General features: G+C 65.9%; 11 protein-coding genes. 6 read left to right on the plus strand and 5 right to left on the minus strand.

Annotated elements, in window-relative coordinates:
* Positions 1–121: 121 nt before the first annotated feature.
* The 3 genes from VL15_RS29585 to VL15_RS29595 all read right to left on the minus strand — a co-directional run bounded on the left by VL15_RS29585 (position 122) and on the right by VL15_RS29595 (position 2,834).
* Complete coding sequence (locus VL15_RS29585) at positions 122–1,114, minus strand: GlxA family transcriptional regulator (RefSeq protein WP_048250232.1); 993 nt, start codon at positions 1,112–1,114, stop codon at positions 122–124.
* 245 nt (positions 1,115–1,359) lie between these two features.
* A complete protein-coding gene (locus VL15_RS29590) occupies positions 1,360–1,683 on the minus strand; it encodes a hypothetical protein (protein WP_048250233.1) in 324 nt (107 codons plus the stop codon).
* Positions 1,684–2,075: 392 nt separating this feature from the next.
* Positions 2,076–2,834, minus strand: a complete 759-nt coding sequence (locus tag VL15_RS29595) for a TIGR00730 family Rossman fold protein (RefSeq protein ID WP_048250234.1) — start codon at positions 2,832–2,834, stop codon at positions 2,076–2,078.
* A gap of 1 nt (position 2,835) precedes the next feature.
* Between VL15_RS29595 and polA the strand changes: the two genes are divergently transcribed.
* From polA to VL15_RS29610, 3 genes are all read left to right on the plus strand, one after another.
* Complete coding sequence (gene polA, locus VL15_RS29600) at positions 2,836–5,589, plus strand: DNA polymerase I (RefSeq protein WP_048250235.1); 2,754 nt, start codon at positions 2,836–2,838, stop codon at positions 5,587–5,589.
* 280 nt (positions 5,590–5,869) lie between these two features.
* Complete coding sequence (locus VL15_RS29605) at positions 5,870–7,204, plus strand: NAD(P)/FAD-dependent oxidoreductase (RefSeq protein WP_048250236.1); 1,335 nt, start codon at positions 5,870–5,872, stop codon at positions 7,202–7,204.
* 388 nt (positions 7,205–7,592) lie between these two features.
* A complete protein-coding gene (locus tag VL15_RS29610; protein ID WP_048250237.1) occupies positions 7,593–8,468 on the plus strand; it encodes a dienelactone hydrolase family protein in 876 nt (291 codons plus the stop codon).
* Positions 8,469–8,519: 51 nt separating this feature from the next.
* Here the strand turns inward: VL15_RS29610 and VL15_RS29615 are convergent, their stop codons facing one another.
* Together VL15_RS29615 and VL15_RS29620 are read right to left on the minus strand one after the other, a co-directional pair.
* Positions 8,520–9,389 (minus strand): sulfurtransferase, encoded by an 870-nt coding sequence (locus VL15_RS29615; RefSeq protein ID WP_048250238.1) that lies wholly within the window; start codon positions 9,387–9,389, stop codon positions 8,520–8,522.
* Positions 9,390–9,506: 117 nt separating this feature from the next.
* Positions 9,507–10,613 (minus strand): aromatic ring-hydroxylating oxygenase subunit alpha, encoded by a 1,107-nt coding sequence (locus tag VL15_RS29620; RefSeq protein ID WP_048250239.1) that lies wholly within the window; start codon positions 10,611–10,613, stop codon positions 9,507–9,509.
* 271 nt (positions 10,614–10,884) lie between these two features.
* On the opposite strand from VL15_RS29620, the gene VL15_RS29625 reads away from it, so the two are divergent.
* From VL15_RS29625 to dxs, 3 genes are all read left to right on the plus strand, one after another.
* A complete protein-coding gene (locus VL15_RS29625; protein ID WP_034185738.1) occupies positions 10,885–11,178 on the plus strand; it encodes an exodeoxyribonuclease VII small subunit in 294 nt (97 codons plus the stop codon).
* Complete coding sequence (locus VL15_RS29630; protein WP_048250240.1) at positions 11,175–12,059, plus strand: polyprenyl synthetase family protein; 885 nt, start codon at positions 11,175–11,177, stop codon at positions 12,057–12,059. Before VL15_RS29625 ends, VL15_RS29630 begins: the two co-directional genes overlap by 4 nt.
* 81 nt (positions 12,060–12,140) lie before the next feature.
* A complete protein-coding gene (gene dxs / locus VL15_RS29635) occupies positions 12,141–14,045 on the plus strand; it encodes a 1-deoxy-D-xylulose-5-phosphate synthase (protein ID WP_048250241.1) in 1,905 nt (634 codons plus the stop codon).
* The last annotated feature ends 101 nt before the right edge of the window (positions 14,046–14,146 follow it).

Raw genomic sequence — 14,146 nt, forward strand, 5'->3', positions numbered from 1 at the left:
TCGTTCCCGGATCCGGGCGACGTGAACCCAGTGTAGGAACCGCGCCCTTGCGCGCGAAGTGGCGAAACTGCCATTCGGCAATGCCATTTCGGACATTGCGATCGATGCCGATGCCAGACGGCTAGCGCATGAAGCGGCGGCGATATTCGCCGGGCGCAATGCCCGTCTCGCGCTTGAAGAGCTGGCGAAAGCCGCTGATGTCCGTGTAGCCGACGCGCTCGCAGATCGCGTCGACCCCGATCTTCGTTTCGGCCAGCAGCCGCTTCGCGACCTCGATCCTGAGCGTCTGCAGATACTTGAGCGGCGGTGCTCCCACCGCCTCCCTGAAGCGGCGATGCAGCGTGCGTTCGCTCATCGCCACGTGCTCGCTCAAGCGGGCGAGGCTGAACGGCTCGCGCAGGTGTCTTTCCATCCAGCGCAGTGCGCGCGCAACAGCCGCATCATCGTGTCCGGTGTGGCTCATCTGCGAGACATCGATGTACGAATCCTGCGAAATGCGGTTCATGTCGATCAGCATGAGCTTCGCGACTGACGCCGCAAGACGCGGGTTCGCGAGCTTGTCGACGAGGCGCAGCGCGAGATTCTGATACGACGTGATGGCGCCGCCGCAGAGAATGCCGTCCTGCTCGGTCAGCACCTCCGATGCGCGCAGCGCGACGTCCGGGTAACGCGCCTGGAAGGTCGACGCTTTCGACCAGTGCGTGGTGGCGGCGCGTCCGTCGAGCAAGCCGGCCTCGGCCAGCAGGAACGCGCCGGTGCAATAAGTCGCGATCAGCGTGCCGCGCGCATGCTGTCGGCGCAGCGCGTCGAGCAGCGGCGCGAGCGAGCCGGGGCGTGCGAGCAGCCGCTCCAGATCGGCGACGAACGGGGCGGTCAGCCAGATTGCATCGGCGGCACTGCCGCCGTCGATCGTGCCGTCGACCGGGACGATCTGGCCGGAGGCCGTGCGAACCGGCCGGCCGTCGATCGATTCGATGCGCCACCGGAACGGGGCGACTGTCCGGCGGGCCGGCGTCGTGGGAGCGAGATGATTGGCCGCGGTAAGGATGTCGGTCGGCGCGGCGATGCCGGACGCGAGGGCATGATCGACTGCCCAGATCCTGATGAGTGGCATGGTGGCGGGAATGGCCTTGTGTGAGGTCGATCCTACCACCTCATGTCATGTATCCGTAGCGCACGGTCGACTGCGCGGATGCCCGGCCGGATTGCCAGCGCGTTGTGCGATCGGCCCGCACCGGGTTGCCCCGTTCGGTATCCCGGCGGCCGCCGCGTTTTCCGAGGCGAGGCGCCAGAAACGACAAGGCCGCCCGGCGCCGAAGCGCGCGGGCGGCCCTGCTTGTCAGGCGATGGCGAGGTCGATCAGCACTCGCCTTTCTTCGCGTGTCCCGGCGGGCAGTGGTAGTCGCCGCGTCGGTCGTCGCCGCGGCGGTCGTGGTCGTCGTGACCGCGATGACGCTGGTGATCTTCCCACTCGCGGCGTTCCCAGTAACGGTGGCCGTCCCAGTAGCGGTCGCCATGCCAGCCGACGATGACCGCGGGCCCCGGGGCGACCATGACGGGTGCGGGGGCGACGACGACCGGCGCGGGCGTGCCGATGTTGACGTCGACGTTGACTGCATGAGCGAGGCCGGACAGCGAAAGGCCGAGGCCGGCGAAGGCGAGGGCGATCAGCGAGCGTTGCATGTTCTTTTCCGTGAGGTCGTTATGAATAGGCCGGCGCGACGCGATGGAAGCGAGGGGGACCGTTCCACCGGGGGGAACGCCGCGCCGACAGAATGCAGTGTGCTGGCGCGTGACGGAAAAGGCGAGGCGGGTTTATTACAGCGGGTTGGCGGCCGGCGAGGGCGGGGTGCGGGTATCGGGCCGCGCAATTTGACAATGGCGGGCCGCGGGTATGGACGATTGCGCCGCATCGCGCGGCATCGGCTGCACGGATTTGACATTCGGCGGCGCGCGGCCGCGAAGCGCGATTAACAGCGCGTTACAAAGTGACGCGCGGCAGGTGGTCGAGTCGCCAGGCCTGCCGCGCCGGAAGCAGTACGCCGGCCGTCGGGCCGGCTCATGCCACCGATGAATTACAGATAGAACATCCGGTCTTCGTCAGGCCGCGGCTGCTGCTCTTCCGAGCCTTCGCCTTCTTCCTCGCCGCTGTCCTCGTAGAACGCGAGCACTGCGTCGAGCACCTGGTCGGGATCGTCGATCACCTGCATCAGATCCATGTCTTCCGGATTGATCAGGCCCATCGGAATCAGCTGGTCGCGGAACCATTGCAGCAGCCCCTTCCAGAACTCGCTGCCGACGAGGATGATCGGCACGAGGCGCGATTTTTTCGTCTGGATCAGCGTGAGCACTTCGGACAGCTCGTCGAGCGTGCCGAAACCGCCCGGCATCACGATCACCGCATCCGAGTTCTTCACGAACGTGACCTTGCGCGTGAAGAAGTGGCGGAAGCGCAGCGAGATGTCCTGGTAGTGGTTGCCGGCCTGCTCGTGCGGCAGCTCGATGTTCAGGCCGACCGACGGCGCCTTGCCGGCGTGCGCGCCCTTGTTCGCGGCTTCCATGATGCCGGGGCCGCCGCCGGAGATCACGGCGAAGCCGGCGTCGGACAGCTTGCGCGCGATCTGCACGGCGAGCTTGTAGTGCGGCGTGTCGGGTTTGAGGCGGGCAGAACCGTAGATGCTGACAGCCGGGCGGATCTCCGACAGGTACTCGGTCGCCTCGATAAACTCTGCCATAATCGTGAACATCTGCCACGATGCGCGCGCCTTCTTGGCCGTCGCGCGTTCTTGATCTGCGAGCGAACGCAGACTCGGAATCACTTTTCTCTTGTTCATAATGCCTGAAGAACGAAATCTGGAAGGTAAGACCCTGCTATTGGTTGACGGTTCGAGCTATCTGTATCGGGCCTACCATGCGATGCCTGATTTGCGTGGCCCTGGCGGGGAGCCGACAGGAGCGCTCTACGGAATCATCAACATGCTGCGCCGTATGCGCAAGGAAGTCAGTGCAGAGTATAGCGCTTGCGTGTTCGATGCAAAGGGCAAGACGTTCCGTGACGACCTTTATGCCGACTATAAGGCAAACCGTCCGTCGATGCCGCCCGACCTCGCATTGCAGGTCGAGCCGATCCACGGCGCCGTGCGCGCGCTCGGCTGGCCGCTGCTGATGGTCGAGGGCGTCGAGGCCGACGACGTGATCGGCACGCTCGCGCGCGAAGCCGAACGGCACGGGATGAACGTGATCGTGTCGACGGGCGACAAGGATCTCGCGCAGCTCGTGACCGACCGCATCACGCTCGTCAACACGATGACCAACGAGACGCTCGACCGCGACGGCGTGATCGCGAAATTCGGCGTGCCGCCCGAGCGGATCATCGACTACCTGGCATTGATCGGCGACACCGTCGACAACGTGCCGGGCGTCGAGAAGTGCGGGCCGAAGACGGCCGTGAAATGGCTGGCGCAATACGACAGCCTCGACGGCGTCATCGAGCACGCGGGCGAGATCAAGGGCGTGGTCGGCGACAACCTGCGTCGCGCGCTCGATTTCCTGCCGCTGGGCCGCCAGCTCGTGACCGTCGAGACGGCCTGCGATCTCGCGCCGCATCTCGAATCGATCGAAGCGTCGTTGAAGAGCGACGGCGAAGCGCGCGACCTGATGCGCGACATCTTCGCGCGCTACGGCTTCAAGACGTGGCTGCGCGAAGTCGACAGCGCACCAGCGGAAGGCGGCGGCGCCGATGCGCCGGAAGGCGAGCCGGCACCGGTGGTGGCGGCCGACATCGTCCGTGAATACGACACGATCCAGACCTGGGAACAGTTCGACGCGTGGTTTGCGAAGATCGACGCGGCGGCGCTGACCGCGTTCGACACCGAGACGACCGCGCTCGACCCGATGCTCGCGCGGCTGGTCGGCCTGTCGTTCTCGGTCGAGCCGGGCAAGGCTGCCTACCTGCCGGTCGCGCACCGCGGCCCCGACATGCCCGAGCAGCTTCCGCTCGACGAAGTGCTCGCACGCCTGAAGCCGTGGCTCGAATCGGCCGATCGCAAGAAGGTCGGCCAGCACATGAAATACGACGCGCAGGTGCTCGCGAACTACGACATCGCGCTGAACGGCATCGAGCACGACACGCTGCTCGAATCGTACGTGGTCGAATCGCACCGCACGCACGACATGGACAGCCTTGCGCTGCGTCATCTGGGCGTCAAGACGATCAAGTATGAAGACGTGGCCGGCAAGGGCGCGAAGCAGATCGGTTTCGACGACGTGGCGCTCGCGCAGGCCGCCGAATACGCGGCCGAAGATGCGGACGTCACGCTGCAGCTGCATCATGCGCTGTATCCGCAGGTCGCACGCGAACCGGGCCTCGAGCGCGTCTATCGCGAGATCGAGATGCCCGTGTCGCTCGTGCTGCGCAAGATGGAACGCACGGGCGTGCTGATCGACGACGTGCGCCTGCAGGCGCAGAGCACCGAAATCGCGACGCGCCTGATCGAGCTCGAAGCGCAGGCGTACGAACTGGCGGGCGGCGAATTCAATCTCGGTTCGCCGAAGCAGATCGGGCAGATCTTCTTCGAGAAGCTGCAGTTGCCGGTCGTGAAGAAGACGCCGAGCGGTGCGCCGTCGACCGACGAGGAAGTGCTGCAGAAACTGGCCGAGGACTACCCGCTGCCGAAGCTGCTGCTCGAGCATCGCGGGCTGTCGAAGCTGAAGTCGACCTATACCGACAAGCTGCCGCGCATGGTGAATCCCGCAACGGGCCGCGTGCACACGAACTATGCGCAGGCCGTCGCGGTGACGGGCCGCCTCGCATCGAACGATCCGAATCTTCAGAACATTCCGGTGCGCACGGCCGAAGGCCGACGGATCCGCGAGGCGTTCATCGCATCGCCGGGCCACCACATCGTGTCAGCCGATTATTCGCAGATCGAACTGCGGATCATGGCGCACATCTCGGGCGACGCGTCGCTGCTGCGCGCGTTCTCGCAGGGCGAGGACATCCACCGCGCGACGGCCGCCGAGGTGTTCGGCGTGACGCCGCTGGAGGTCCATTCCGACCAGCGCCGGATCGCGAAGGTGATCAACTTCGGGCTCATCTACGGGATGAGCGCGTTCGGGCTCGCGTCGAACCTCGGCATCACGCGCGACGCGGCGAAGCTCTATATCGACCGTTATTTCGCCCGCTATCCGGGCGTCGCGCAGTACATGGAAGACACGCGCGCGATCGCGAAGGAGAAGGGCTACGTCGAAACCGTTTTCGGTCGCCGCCTGTGGCTGCCGGAGATCAACGGCGGCAACGGCCCGCGCCGCCAGGCGGCCGAGCGCGCGGCAATCAATGCGCCGATGCAGGGCACGGCGGCCGACCTGATCAAGCTGTCGATGATCGCGGTGGACGACTGGCTCACGCGCGACCGGCTTGCGTCGCGGATGATCATGCAGGTGCACGATGAACTGGTGCTCGAGGTGCCCGACGACGAACTGTCGCTCGTGCGCGAGAAGCTGCCGGAAATGATGTGCGGCGTCGCGAAGCTGAAGGTGCCGCTCGTCGCCGAGGTGGGTGCCGGCGCGAACTGGGAAGAGGCACACTGACGCACCCCCGGGCGGTTCCCGTTTCCCGCGGCATATTGTTGCAGGGATGCTGAATATCGAGATGGTTTGCTTGTGGTCAACGCGCAAGCTCCCGGACAATGCATGTCGGTCATGTCATTGAAGCGGGGGCGGCGCGCCCCGCGTTCCGGGATCGGACGCATCGAAGTGCTTCGAACTGCACATCGATGATGTCCGAACCGGTTAATCCACCGGGCGGCACGAATGCATCGCGTTCGCGGCGTCCGGCGGCAGCAGTTTCGAATCGCAAAGGGGGAATCAGATGCATCGGATCATCATCGTAGGCGGAGGCGCGGGCGGCCTGGAACTGGCGACGCGGCTCGGCGACCGTTACGGCGCACGCGGCAATCGTCCCGCGCGTGCGCTTGTCACGCTCGTCGACCGCAATCCGACCCACATCTGGAAACCGCTGCTGCACGAGGTGGCGGCCGGCAGCATGGACCCGTTCACGCAGGAGCTCGAATATGCGGCGCAGGCGCGCTGGCACGGCTTCGAGTTCCAGCAGGGCGAGCTGACCGGGCTCGACCGCGCGGCCAAGCGCGTCACGCTTTCGCCGATCAACGACAGCGACGGCGAGGAACTGCTGCCGGCGCGCGAGCTGGAATATGACACGCTCGTGATCGCGATCGGCAGTACGACCCACTTCTTCGGCGTGCAGGGCGCGCCGGAAAACGCGATCGCGCTCGATACGGTCGGGGAGGCCGAGCGCTTCCGCAAGCGGCTGATCGCCGCGTGCATGCGCGCCGAGCACCAGGCACCGGCGCCGACCGCGCCGGGCGACACGGCCGAGCCGCGCATCCAGGTCGTGATCGTCGGCGGCGGCGCGACGGGCGTCGAGCTGTCCGCGGAGCTGCGCAACACGGCACAGGTGCTGTCCGTGTACGGGCTGCACAAGCTCGACCCGCGTCACGACGTCGGCATCGTGCTGATCGAATCGGGGCCGCGGATTCTGCCGGCGCTGCAGGAGCGCGTGTCGGCGGCGACTGCCGAACTGCTCGAAAAGCTCGGCGTGCGGCTGATGCTCAGCGAGCGCGTGACCGAGGTCGCGCCGGGGCTCGTGCATACCGCGAGCGGCAAGACGGTGCGTGCGGACCTGACGGTCTGGGCGGCCGGCATCAAGGCGCCGTCGGTGCTCTCGCATCTCGACGGCCTCCAGGTCAACAAGCTCGGCCAGCTCGACGTGCGCCGCACGCTGCAGACCTTCACCGACGACAACGTGTTCGCGCTCGGCGATTGCGCGGCATGCGTGTGGCCCGGCAACGAACGCAACGTGCCGCCGCGCGCGCAGGCCGCGCACCAGCAGGCAAGCTTCCTGCTGAAGGCGATCAGCTGCCGGCTCGAAGGGCGTCCGCTGCCGGAGTTCACGTATCGCGATTTCGGTTCGCTCGTGTCGCTTGGCCACTTCAGCGCGGTCGGCAACCTGATGGGCGGGCTGATCGGCGGCAACATGCTGATCGAAGGGCTGTTCGCGCGCTTCATGTACATGTCGCTGTACCGGCTGCACATCGCGGCGCTGCACGGCTATCCGCGGATGATGCTCGACACGGTCGCGCACTGGCTGCGGCGCACGACGCTGCCGCGCGTCAAGCTGCACTGACCGCGCGTTTGCGCGAGGGGCGGGCGGAGAGTGCGCACGGCATGCGTGTTCCCCGCCCGTTGTTTTTGCGGGCAGCCGGACGGTCGTGTGTGCGCTTGCCGGGCGGCATCGTCCGCGCGTTTTCCGTTTCATTTCGCAAGCATCCGGTCGCGCAACGACGATCGAAATACACTGGCCGCGCTACGATTGGAGCGGCCGGATCGAATCGTCGTAATTGAGTCTTACACATCTGACAGTTGACGCGACAACGGATTATTGGGCATCTTGTCCGAGTTTTCGTTTGCGGCGGGGTGCCAACCGCCGCGATATTCGCGCCGCGCGCCGACACGATGCTCCGTCATGCCGCATCCATGATCGTGACGGTGGCGCTCAATCGAGGAGTGCATTCATGTTGAAACCCGAAGTCGACAGCCTGGTCCCCCACGTCCCGTTCTCGCGCCGCAAGTTCATGCAGGCCGCGCTGGGCGGCACCTTCGCGGCGGCCGTGCTGCCTGTGTCGGCGCAGACGGTCACGACCGACAGCGCCGGGCTGGACGTCGACACCGTCGAGATCCGCTCCGGCGACGCGAGCGTGCCGGCCTATCGTGCGCAGCCGGCCGGCAAGACGAACCTGCCGGTCATCATCGTGATCCACGAGATCTTCGGCGTGCATGCGCATATCGCCGACGTCTGCCGCCGCTTCGCGAAGCTCGGCTACCTCGCGATCGCGCCCGACCTGTTCGCGCGGCAGGGCAACGCGTCGAAGTATCCGACGATGAAGGATCTGTTCGACAACATCATCAGCAAGGTGCCGGACCGGCAAGTGACCGAGGATCTCGATGCGACCGTCGCCTGGGCCGGCAAGAACGGCGGCGACCTGACGCGTCTGGGTATGACGGGGTTCTGCTGGGGCGGCCGCCAGGCGTGGCTGTATGCGGAACACAACCCGCACGTGCGGGCGGCCGTTGCGTGGTACGGGTTCGTCGAGGGCAAGACCGACGAGATGACGCCGTTCAATCCGGTCGACCACGCATCGCAGCTGAAGGTGCCCGTGCTCGGGCTGTACGGCGAGAAGGATACGAACATCACGCAGGCGTCGCTGGCCGACATGCGCAAGGCGATCCAGACCAGCGATTCGAAGCTCGCGCGCGCATCGGAGATCGTCGTGTATCCGGATGCCGGCCACGCGTTCTTCGCCGATTACCGGCCGAGCTACGTCAAGGCCGATGCCGAGGACGGCTGGAAGCGCGCGATCGAGTGGCTCCGCAAGTACGGCGTGCTGTAAACGGCAAGCGGCGGCACATGCCGCCGCTTCGCTGCCGCGCTTCGCCCTCGCTTACGGCGTCGGGCCGGTGGCGATCGGCCGCGACGGATCGGCGCTCCATTCGCTCCACGAACCCGGATACAGCGACGCGCCGTGCAGCCCTGCAATCTCCAGCGCAAGCGCGTTGTGGCAGGCGGTGACGCCGGAGCCGCATTGCAGGATCACGCTGTTCGGTTCGATGCCCGCCAGCAGCGCGGAGAAGGTCTCGCGCAGTTCATGGCCGGTCTTGAAGCGGCCGTCGGCGGTCAGGTTGTCCTTGAAGAACCGGTTGCGCGCGCCGGGGATGTGGCCGCCGACACGATCGATCGTTTCGTTTTCGCCGCGGTAGCGGTCCGGTGCGCGAGCATCGATCACGACGCGCGTGGGCGACTTGATGTTCGCGAGCACGGCTGCCGCGTCGACCGTCGATTCGAGCGGCGCGCCCGCGCGGAAGTCGCCGGCGGCCGGCTGCGGCACGTCGGTCGCCAGCGGCTGGCCGGCTGCTTCCCAGGCCTGCAGGCCGCCGTCGAGTACGGCGACCGAATCGTGGCCGAGCCAGCGCAGCAGCCACCACAGGCGCGCCGCATAGGCGCTGCCTTGCGCGTCGTACGCGACGACCTGCTGGCCCTGCTTGAGGCCGCGGCTGGCGAGCAGTGTGGCGAGTGCGTCGCGGGTCGGCAACGGATGGCGGCCGTTGGTGCCCGTCTTGCGGCCCGACAGGTCGCGGTCGAGATGAAGGTACTGCGCGCCGGGGATATGGCCGGCCGCATAGGCGGCTTCGCCCGCGCCCGGATCGGCGAGATCGAAGCGGCAATCGAACAGAACGACGCTGCCGGGCGCCGCGGCCAGGCGCTCGGCGAGATTGGCGGCGGAGATGAGCGTGGTGTAATGGGTGTGTGGCATGACGGCTCCCTGGAGTGCGAATGACCTGACACTCCAAGTCTAAACAAAAAAAGACGGGCCGAAGCCCGTCTTTTCGTCTGCCGGATGGGGCGCGGCGACAAAGCGCCGCACCGGCCGTCAGATGTCGCCGAGGTGGCGGCGCAGGAACTCGTGGAAGTGCTGCATGCCGTCTTCCATCGGGCTCTGGTACGGGCCGACCTGCGACTCGCCGCGTGCCATCAGCGCACGGCGGCCTGCGTCCATCCGTATCGCGATCTCGTCGTCCTCGACGGCCGTTTCCATATAGGCGGCGCGTTCGGCCTCGACGAATTCGCGTTCGAACAGCGCGATTTCCTCGGGGTAATAGAACTCGACGATGTTGGTCGTCTTCTGCGGGCCGCGCGGGATCAGCCACGACACGACGAGGACGTGCGGATACCACTCGATCATCAGGCCCGGGTAGTAGACCATCCAGATCGCGCCGAACTCCGGCGGCACGCCGTTGCGGAACTTCAGCACCTGCTCGTGCCATTTCTGGTAAGTCGCGCTGCCCGGTTTCGCGAGCGCGTTGTGCACGCCGACCGTCTGCACGCTGTACCAGTCGCCGAACTCCCACTTGAGGTCGTCGCACGACACGAAGCTGCCGAGGCCCGGGTGGAACGGGACGACGTGGTAATCCTCGAGGTAGACCTCGATGAACGTCTTCCAGTTGTAATCGCACTCGTGCACTTCGACGTGATCGAAGAGGTACTCGGAGAAGTCGAAGTGATGTTTGGTGCCGAGGTGGGCGAGGTCGCGCGCGACATTCCGGCCTTCGGCCTCGAACAGCAACCCCTGCCAGTTCTGCAGCGGGCTCTTGCCGAGGTTCAGGCACGGCTTCTCGGGGAAGTGCGGCGCGCCGAGCAGTTCGCCTTCCAGATCGTACGTCCAGCGGTGCAGCGGGCACACGATGTTCTGCGTGTGGCCGCGCCCGTTGAGCATGATGGCCTGCCGGTGGCGGCAGACGTTCGACAGCAGTTCGATCTGGTTCGCCTGGTTGCGGACCAGCACGCGGCCTTCCTTCTCGGACGGCAGCGCAAAATAATTCCCCGCCTCGGGCACCATCAACTCGTGCCCGACGTAACGAGGTCCTTTCTTGAAGAGGGTTTCGATCTCGCGCTCGAGTAGCGCCTCATCGAAGTATGCAGTGACTGGAAGCTGGCTGTGAGCCGACTTCAACTGAAGCGCATCGCTCAGATTGGACATTCCCACTCCCGGTGTTAGCGTGAAAGCAGTGAACAACCCAACCATCGAAAAATCGATTTAGGGAAACGGAGAATTATACCCGGTTCGCCTCGCAAGGCTAGAATTAAGTGCCTGATTTGTGTCAATTTTTTGTCCGGCGACAATCAGGAGGCGCACACTGTGCATTGGAGGTGGGGCCAGAATATGCGCGAGGCCGCCCACGTCGGCAGATCGGAGAATTCTCTTTTGCCGTAGAATGTCCGACTTGTTTTGAAATTTGACACCCTCGTCCATGGCGAAAACCGCATCCCCAGGCGCCACGCCGCCCGGTAATGGCACCGAACCGTTGCCGGACAATTATGAGATGGCGCTCGCGGAACTCGAGACGCTGGTTGCCCGGATGGAAGGCGGCGCGTTGAGCCTCGAGGATTCACTGACGGCATACCGCCGCGGTGCGGCCCTCGTTGCGTTTTGCCAACAGCAGCTTGAGAAAGTGGAACAGCAGGTTCGCGTGCTCGACGGCGCGACGCTGAAGCCGCTTTCGTCCGGAACGGCCGCCACGGACGGCGAAGACGACGATCTATGACATTCGAACAATGGATGCGGTCCGTGCTTGACCGTGTCGAAGACGCACTCGGCCATTATTTGCCCGCTGAAACCGCGATGCCCGCGCAACTCCACGAGGCGATGCGCTACGCGGTCCTCGGCGGCGGCAAACGCGTTCGCCCGCTGCTGTGCCATGCAGCAGGCGAGTTGACCGGCGCGACGGAAGCGGCGCGCAACGCGGCGGCGGCGGCGCTGGAGATGATCCACGTCTACTCGCTCGTGCACGACGACATGCCGTGCATGGACGACGACGCGCTGCGGCGCGGCAAGCCGACCGTGCACGTGCAGTACGACGAGCCGACGGCACTGCTCGTCGGCGACGCGCTGCAATCGCAGGCGTTCGTTGCGCTGACCGACGCCGATGCGCTGTCGCCGGTGCAGCAGGCGGCGCTCGTGCGCGAGCTTGCGCTCGCGAGCGGCTCGATCGGCATGGCCGGCGGGCAGGCGATCGACCTGGCGAGCGTCGGCCTGAAGCTGACGCGCGAGCAGCTCGAGACGATGCACCGGATGAAGACGGGCGCGTTGCTGCGCGCGGCCGTGCGGATGGGCGCACTGGCCGGCGAAACGCCGACGGCGGAAACGATGGCTGCGCTCGACGTCTATGCGGGGGCCGTGGGTCTGGCCTTCCAGGTCGTCGACGATATTCTCGACGTCACGACCGATTCGGCGACGCTCGGCAAGACGGCCGGCAAGGATGCCGCGAACGACAAGCCGACCTACGTTTCGATCCTCGGCCTCGAGGCGTCGCGCGAGCTCGCAGCGCAACTGCGCGCCGAAGCGCATGATGCGTTGAAACCGTTCGGCGCACGCGCACAGCGTCTCGCCGAACTTGCCGACCTGGTAGTGAACCGGGTCAGCTGACGCGAAAGCCCGCCGCCGCGCACACGCTACGGTGCGTGCAAAAGAATGCGGGCGCGTTTGATTTCCTACAATGGAACGACGATGTACGACTTGCTGAAAACCATCGACGACCCGGCGGATTTGCGCCGCCTCGATCGTCGCCAACTGCAACCGCTCGCGGATGAACTGCGCGCGTTCGTGCTCGACAGCGTGTCGAAGACGGGCGGCCATTTGTCGTCCAACCTCGGGACGGTCGAGCTGACGATCGCGTTGCACTACGTGTTCAACACGCCGAACGATCGCATCGTCTGGGATGTGGGCCACCAGACCTATCCGCACAAGATCCTGACGGGCCGCCGCGACCAGATGCATTCGCTGCGTCAGTACGACGGGATCTCGGGCTTCCCGCGCCGCAGCGAATCCGAATACGACACATTCGGCACCGCGCATTCGAGCACGTCGATTTCGGCCGCGCTCGGTATGGCGATCGGCAGCCAGCTGAATGGCGACGACCGCTTCTCGATCGCCGTGATCGGCGACGGCGCGATGACGGCCGGCATGGCGTTCGAGGCGATGAACAACGCGGGCGTGTCGGAAGACGCGAAGCTGCTCGTGATCCTGAACGACAACGACATGTCGATCTCGCCGCCGGTCGGCGCGCTGAATCGCCATCTCGCACGCCTGATGTCGGGCCGCTTCTATGCGGCCGCGCGCGCGGGCGTCGAGCGCGTGCTGAGCGTGGCGCCGCCGGTGCTCGAACTCGCACGCAAGCTCGAGGAGCATGCGAAGGGCATGGTCGTGCCGGCCACGCTGTTCGAGGAATTCGGCTTCAACTACATCGGCCCGATCGACGGTCACGATCTCGATTCGCTGATCCCGACGCTGCAGAACATCCGCGAACTGCGCGGCCCGCAGTTCCTGCACGTGGTGACGAAGAAAGGCCAGGGCTACAAGCTTGCCGAAGCCGATCCCGTGCTTTATCACGGCCCCGGCAAGTTCAATCCGGCCGAAGGCATCAAGCCGTCGCCCACGCCCGCGAAGAAGACGTACACGCAGGTGTTCGGCGAGTGGCTGTGCGACGAAGCCGAGCGCGATTCGCGCGTCGTCGGCATCACGCCCGCGATGCGCGAAGGCTCGGGCATGGTCGAGTTCGAGAAGCGCTTCAAGGATCGCTACTACGACGTCGGCATCGCCGAGCAGCACGCGGTGACGTTCGCGGGTGGCCTCGCGACCGAAGGGCTCAAACCGGTCGTCGCGATCTACTCGACGTTCCTGCAGCGTGGTTACGACCAGCTGATCCACGACGTCGCGCTGCAGAACCTGCCGGTCGTGTTCGCGATCGACCGCGCGGGCCTCGTCGGCGCGGATGGCGCGACGCACGCGGGTGCGTACGATCTCGCGTTCATGCGCTGCATCCCGAACATGACGGTCATGACGGCATCCGACGAAAACGAATGCCGCCAGATGCTGCACACGGCGCTGCAGCAGCCGAACCCGACCGCGGTGCGCTATCCGCGCGGCGCGGGCACGGGCGTGCCGACGGTGAAGGAACTCACCGAAATCCCGCTCGGCAAGGGTGAAGTGCGTCGCCACACGGCACAGCCGGAAGGCAAGCGCGTCGCGATCCTCGCGTTCGGCACGATGGTCGCACCGTCGCTCGCCGCGGCCGAGGAACTCGACGCAACCGTCGCGAACATGCGCTTCGTGAAGCCGGTCGATGCCGCGCTCGTGCGCGAACTCGCCGAGACGCACGACTACCTCGTGACGATCGAGGAAGGCTGCGTGATGGGCGGCGCGGGCTCGGCGTGCGTGGAAGCCCTGATGGAGAGTGGGGTTATCCGACCCGTACTACAATTGGGCCTCCCTGACCAGTTCGTCGATCACGGCGACCACGCAAAGCTGTTGTCGCAATGCGGCCTCGACGGCGCGGGCATCGCGAAATCGATTCGCGAACGCTTCCTGAACCCGGCGGCCGATGTCGCCGGTCAGGCGAAGCGCGTCGCGTAAGCTGGCACCGCCCGCGGGCGGTGTTGGTGCGACTGGCGCAACCGGTCTTCATTGATGCGGAAAACATGGGCCTGCGGGCCCATGTTGCTTTTCCGGCTGCC

It is taken from the genome of Burkholderia cepacia, from assembly GCF_001039005.1.
In the GTDB taxonomy this organism is placed as follows: domain Bacteria; phylum Pseudomonadota; class Gammaproteobacteria; order Burkholderiales; family Burkholderiaceae; genus Burkholderia; species Burkholderia theae.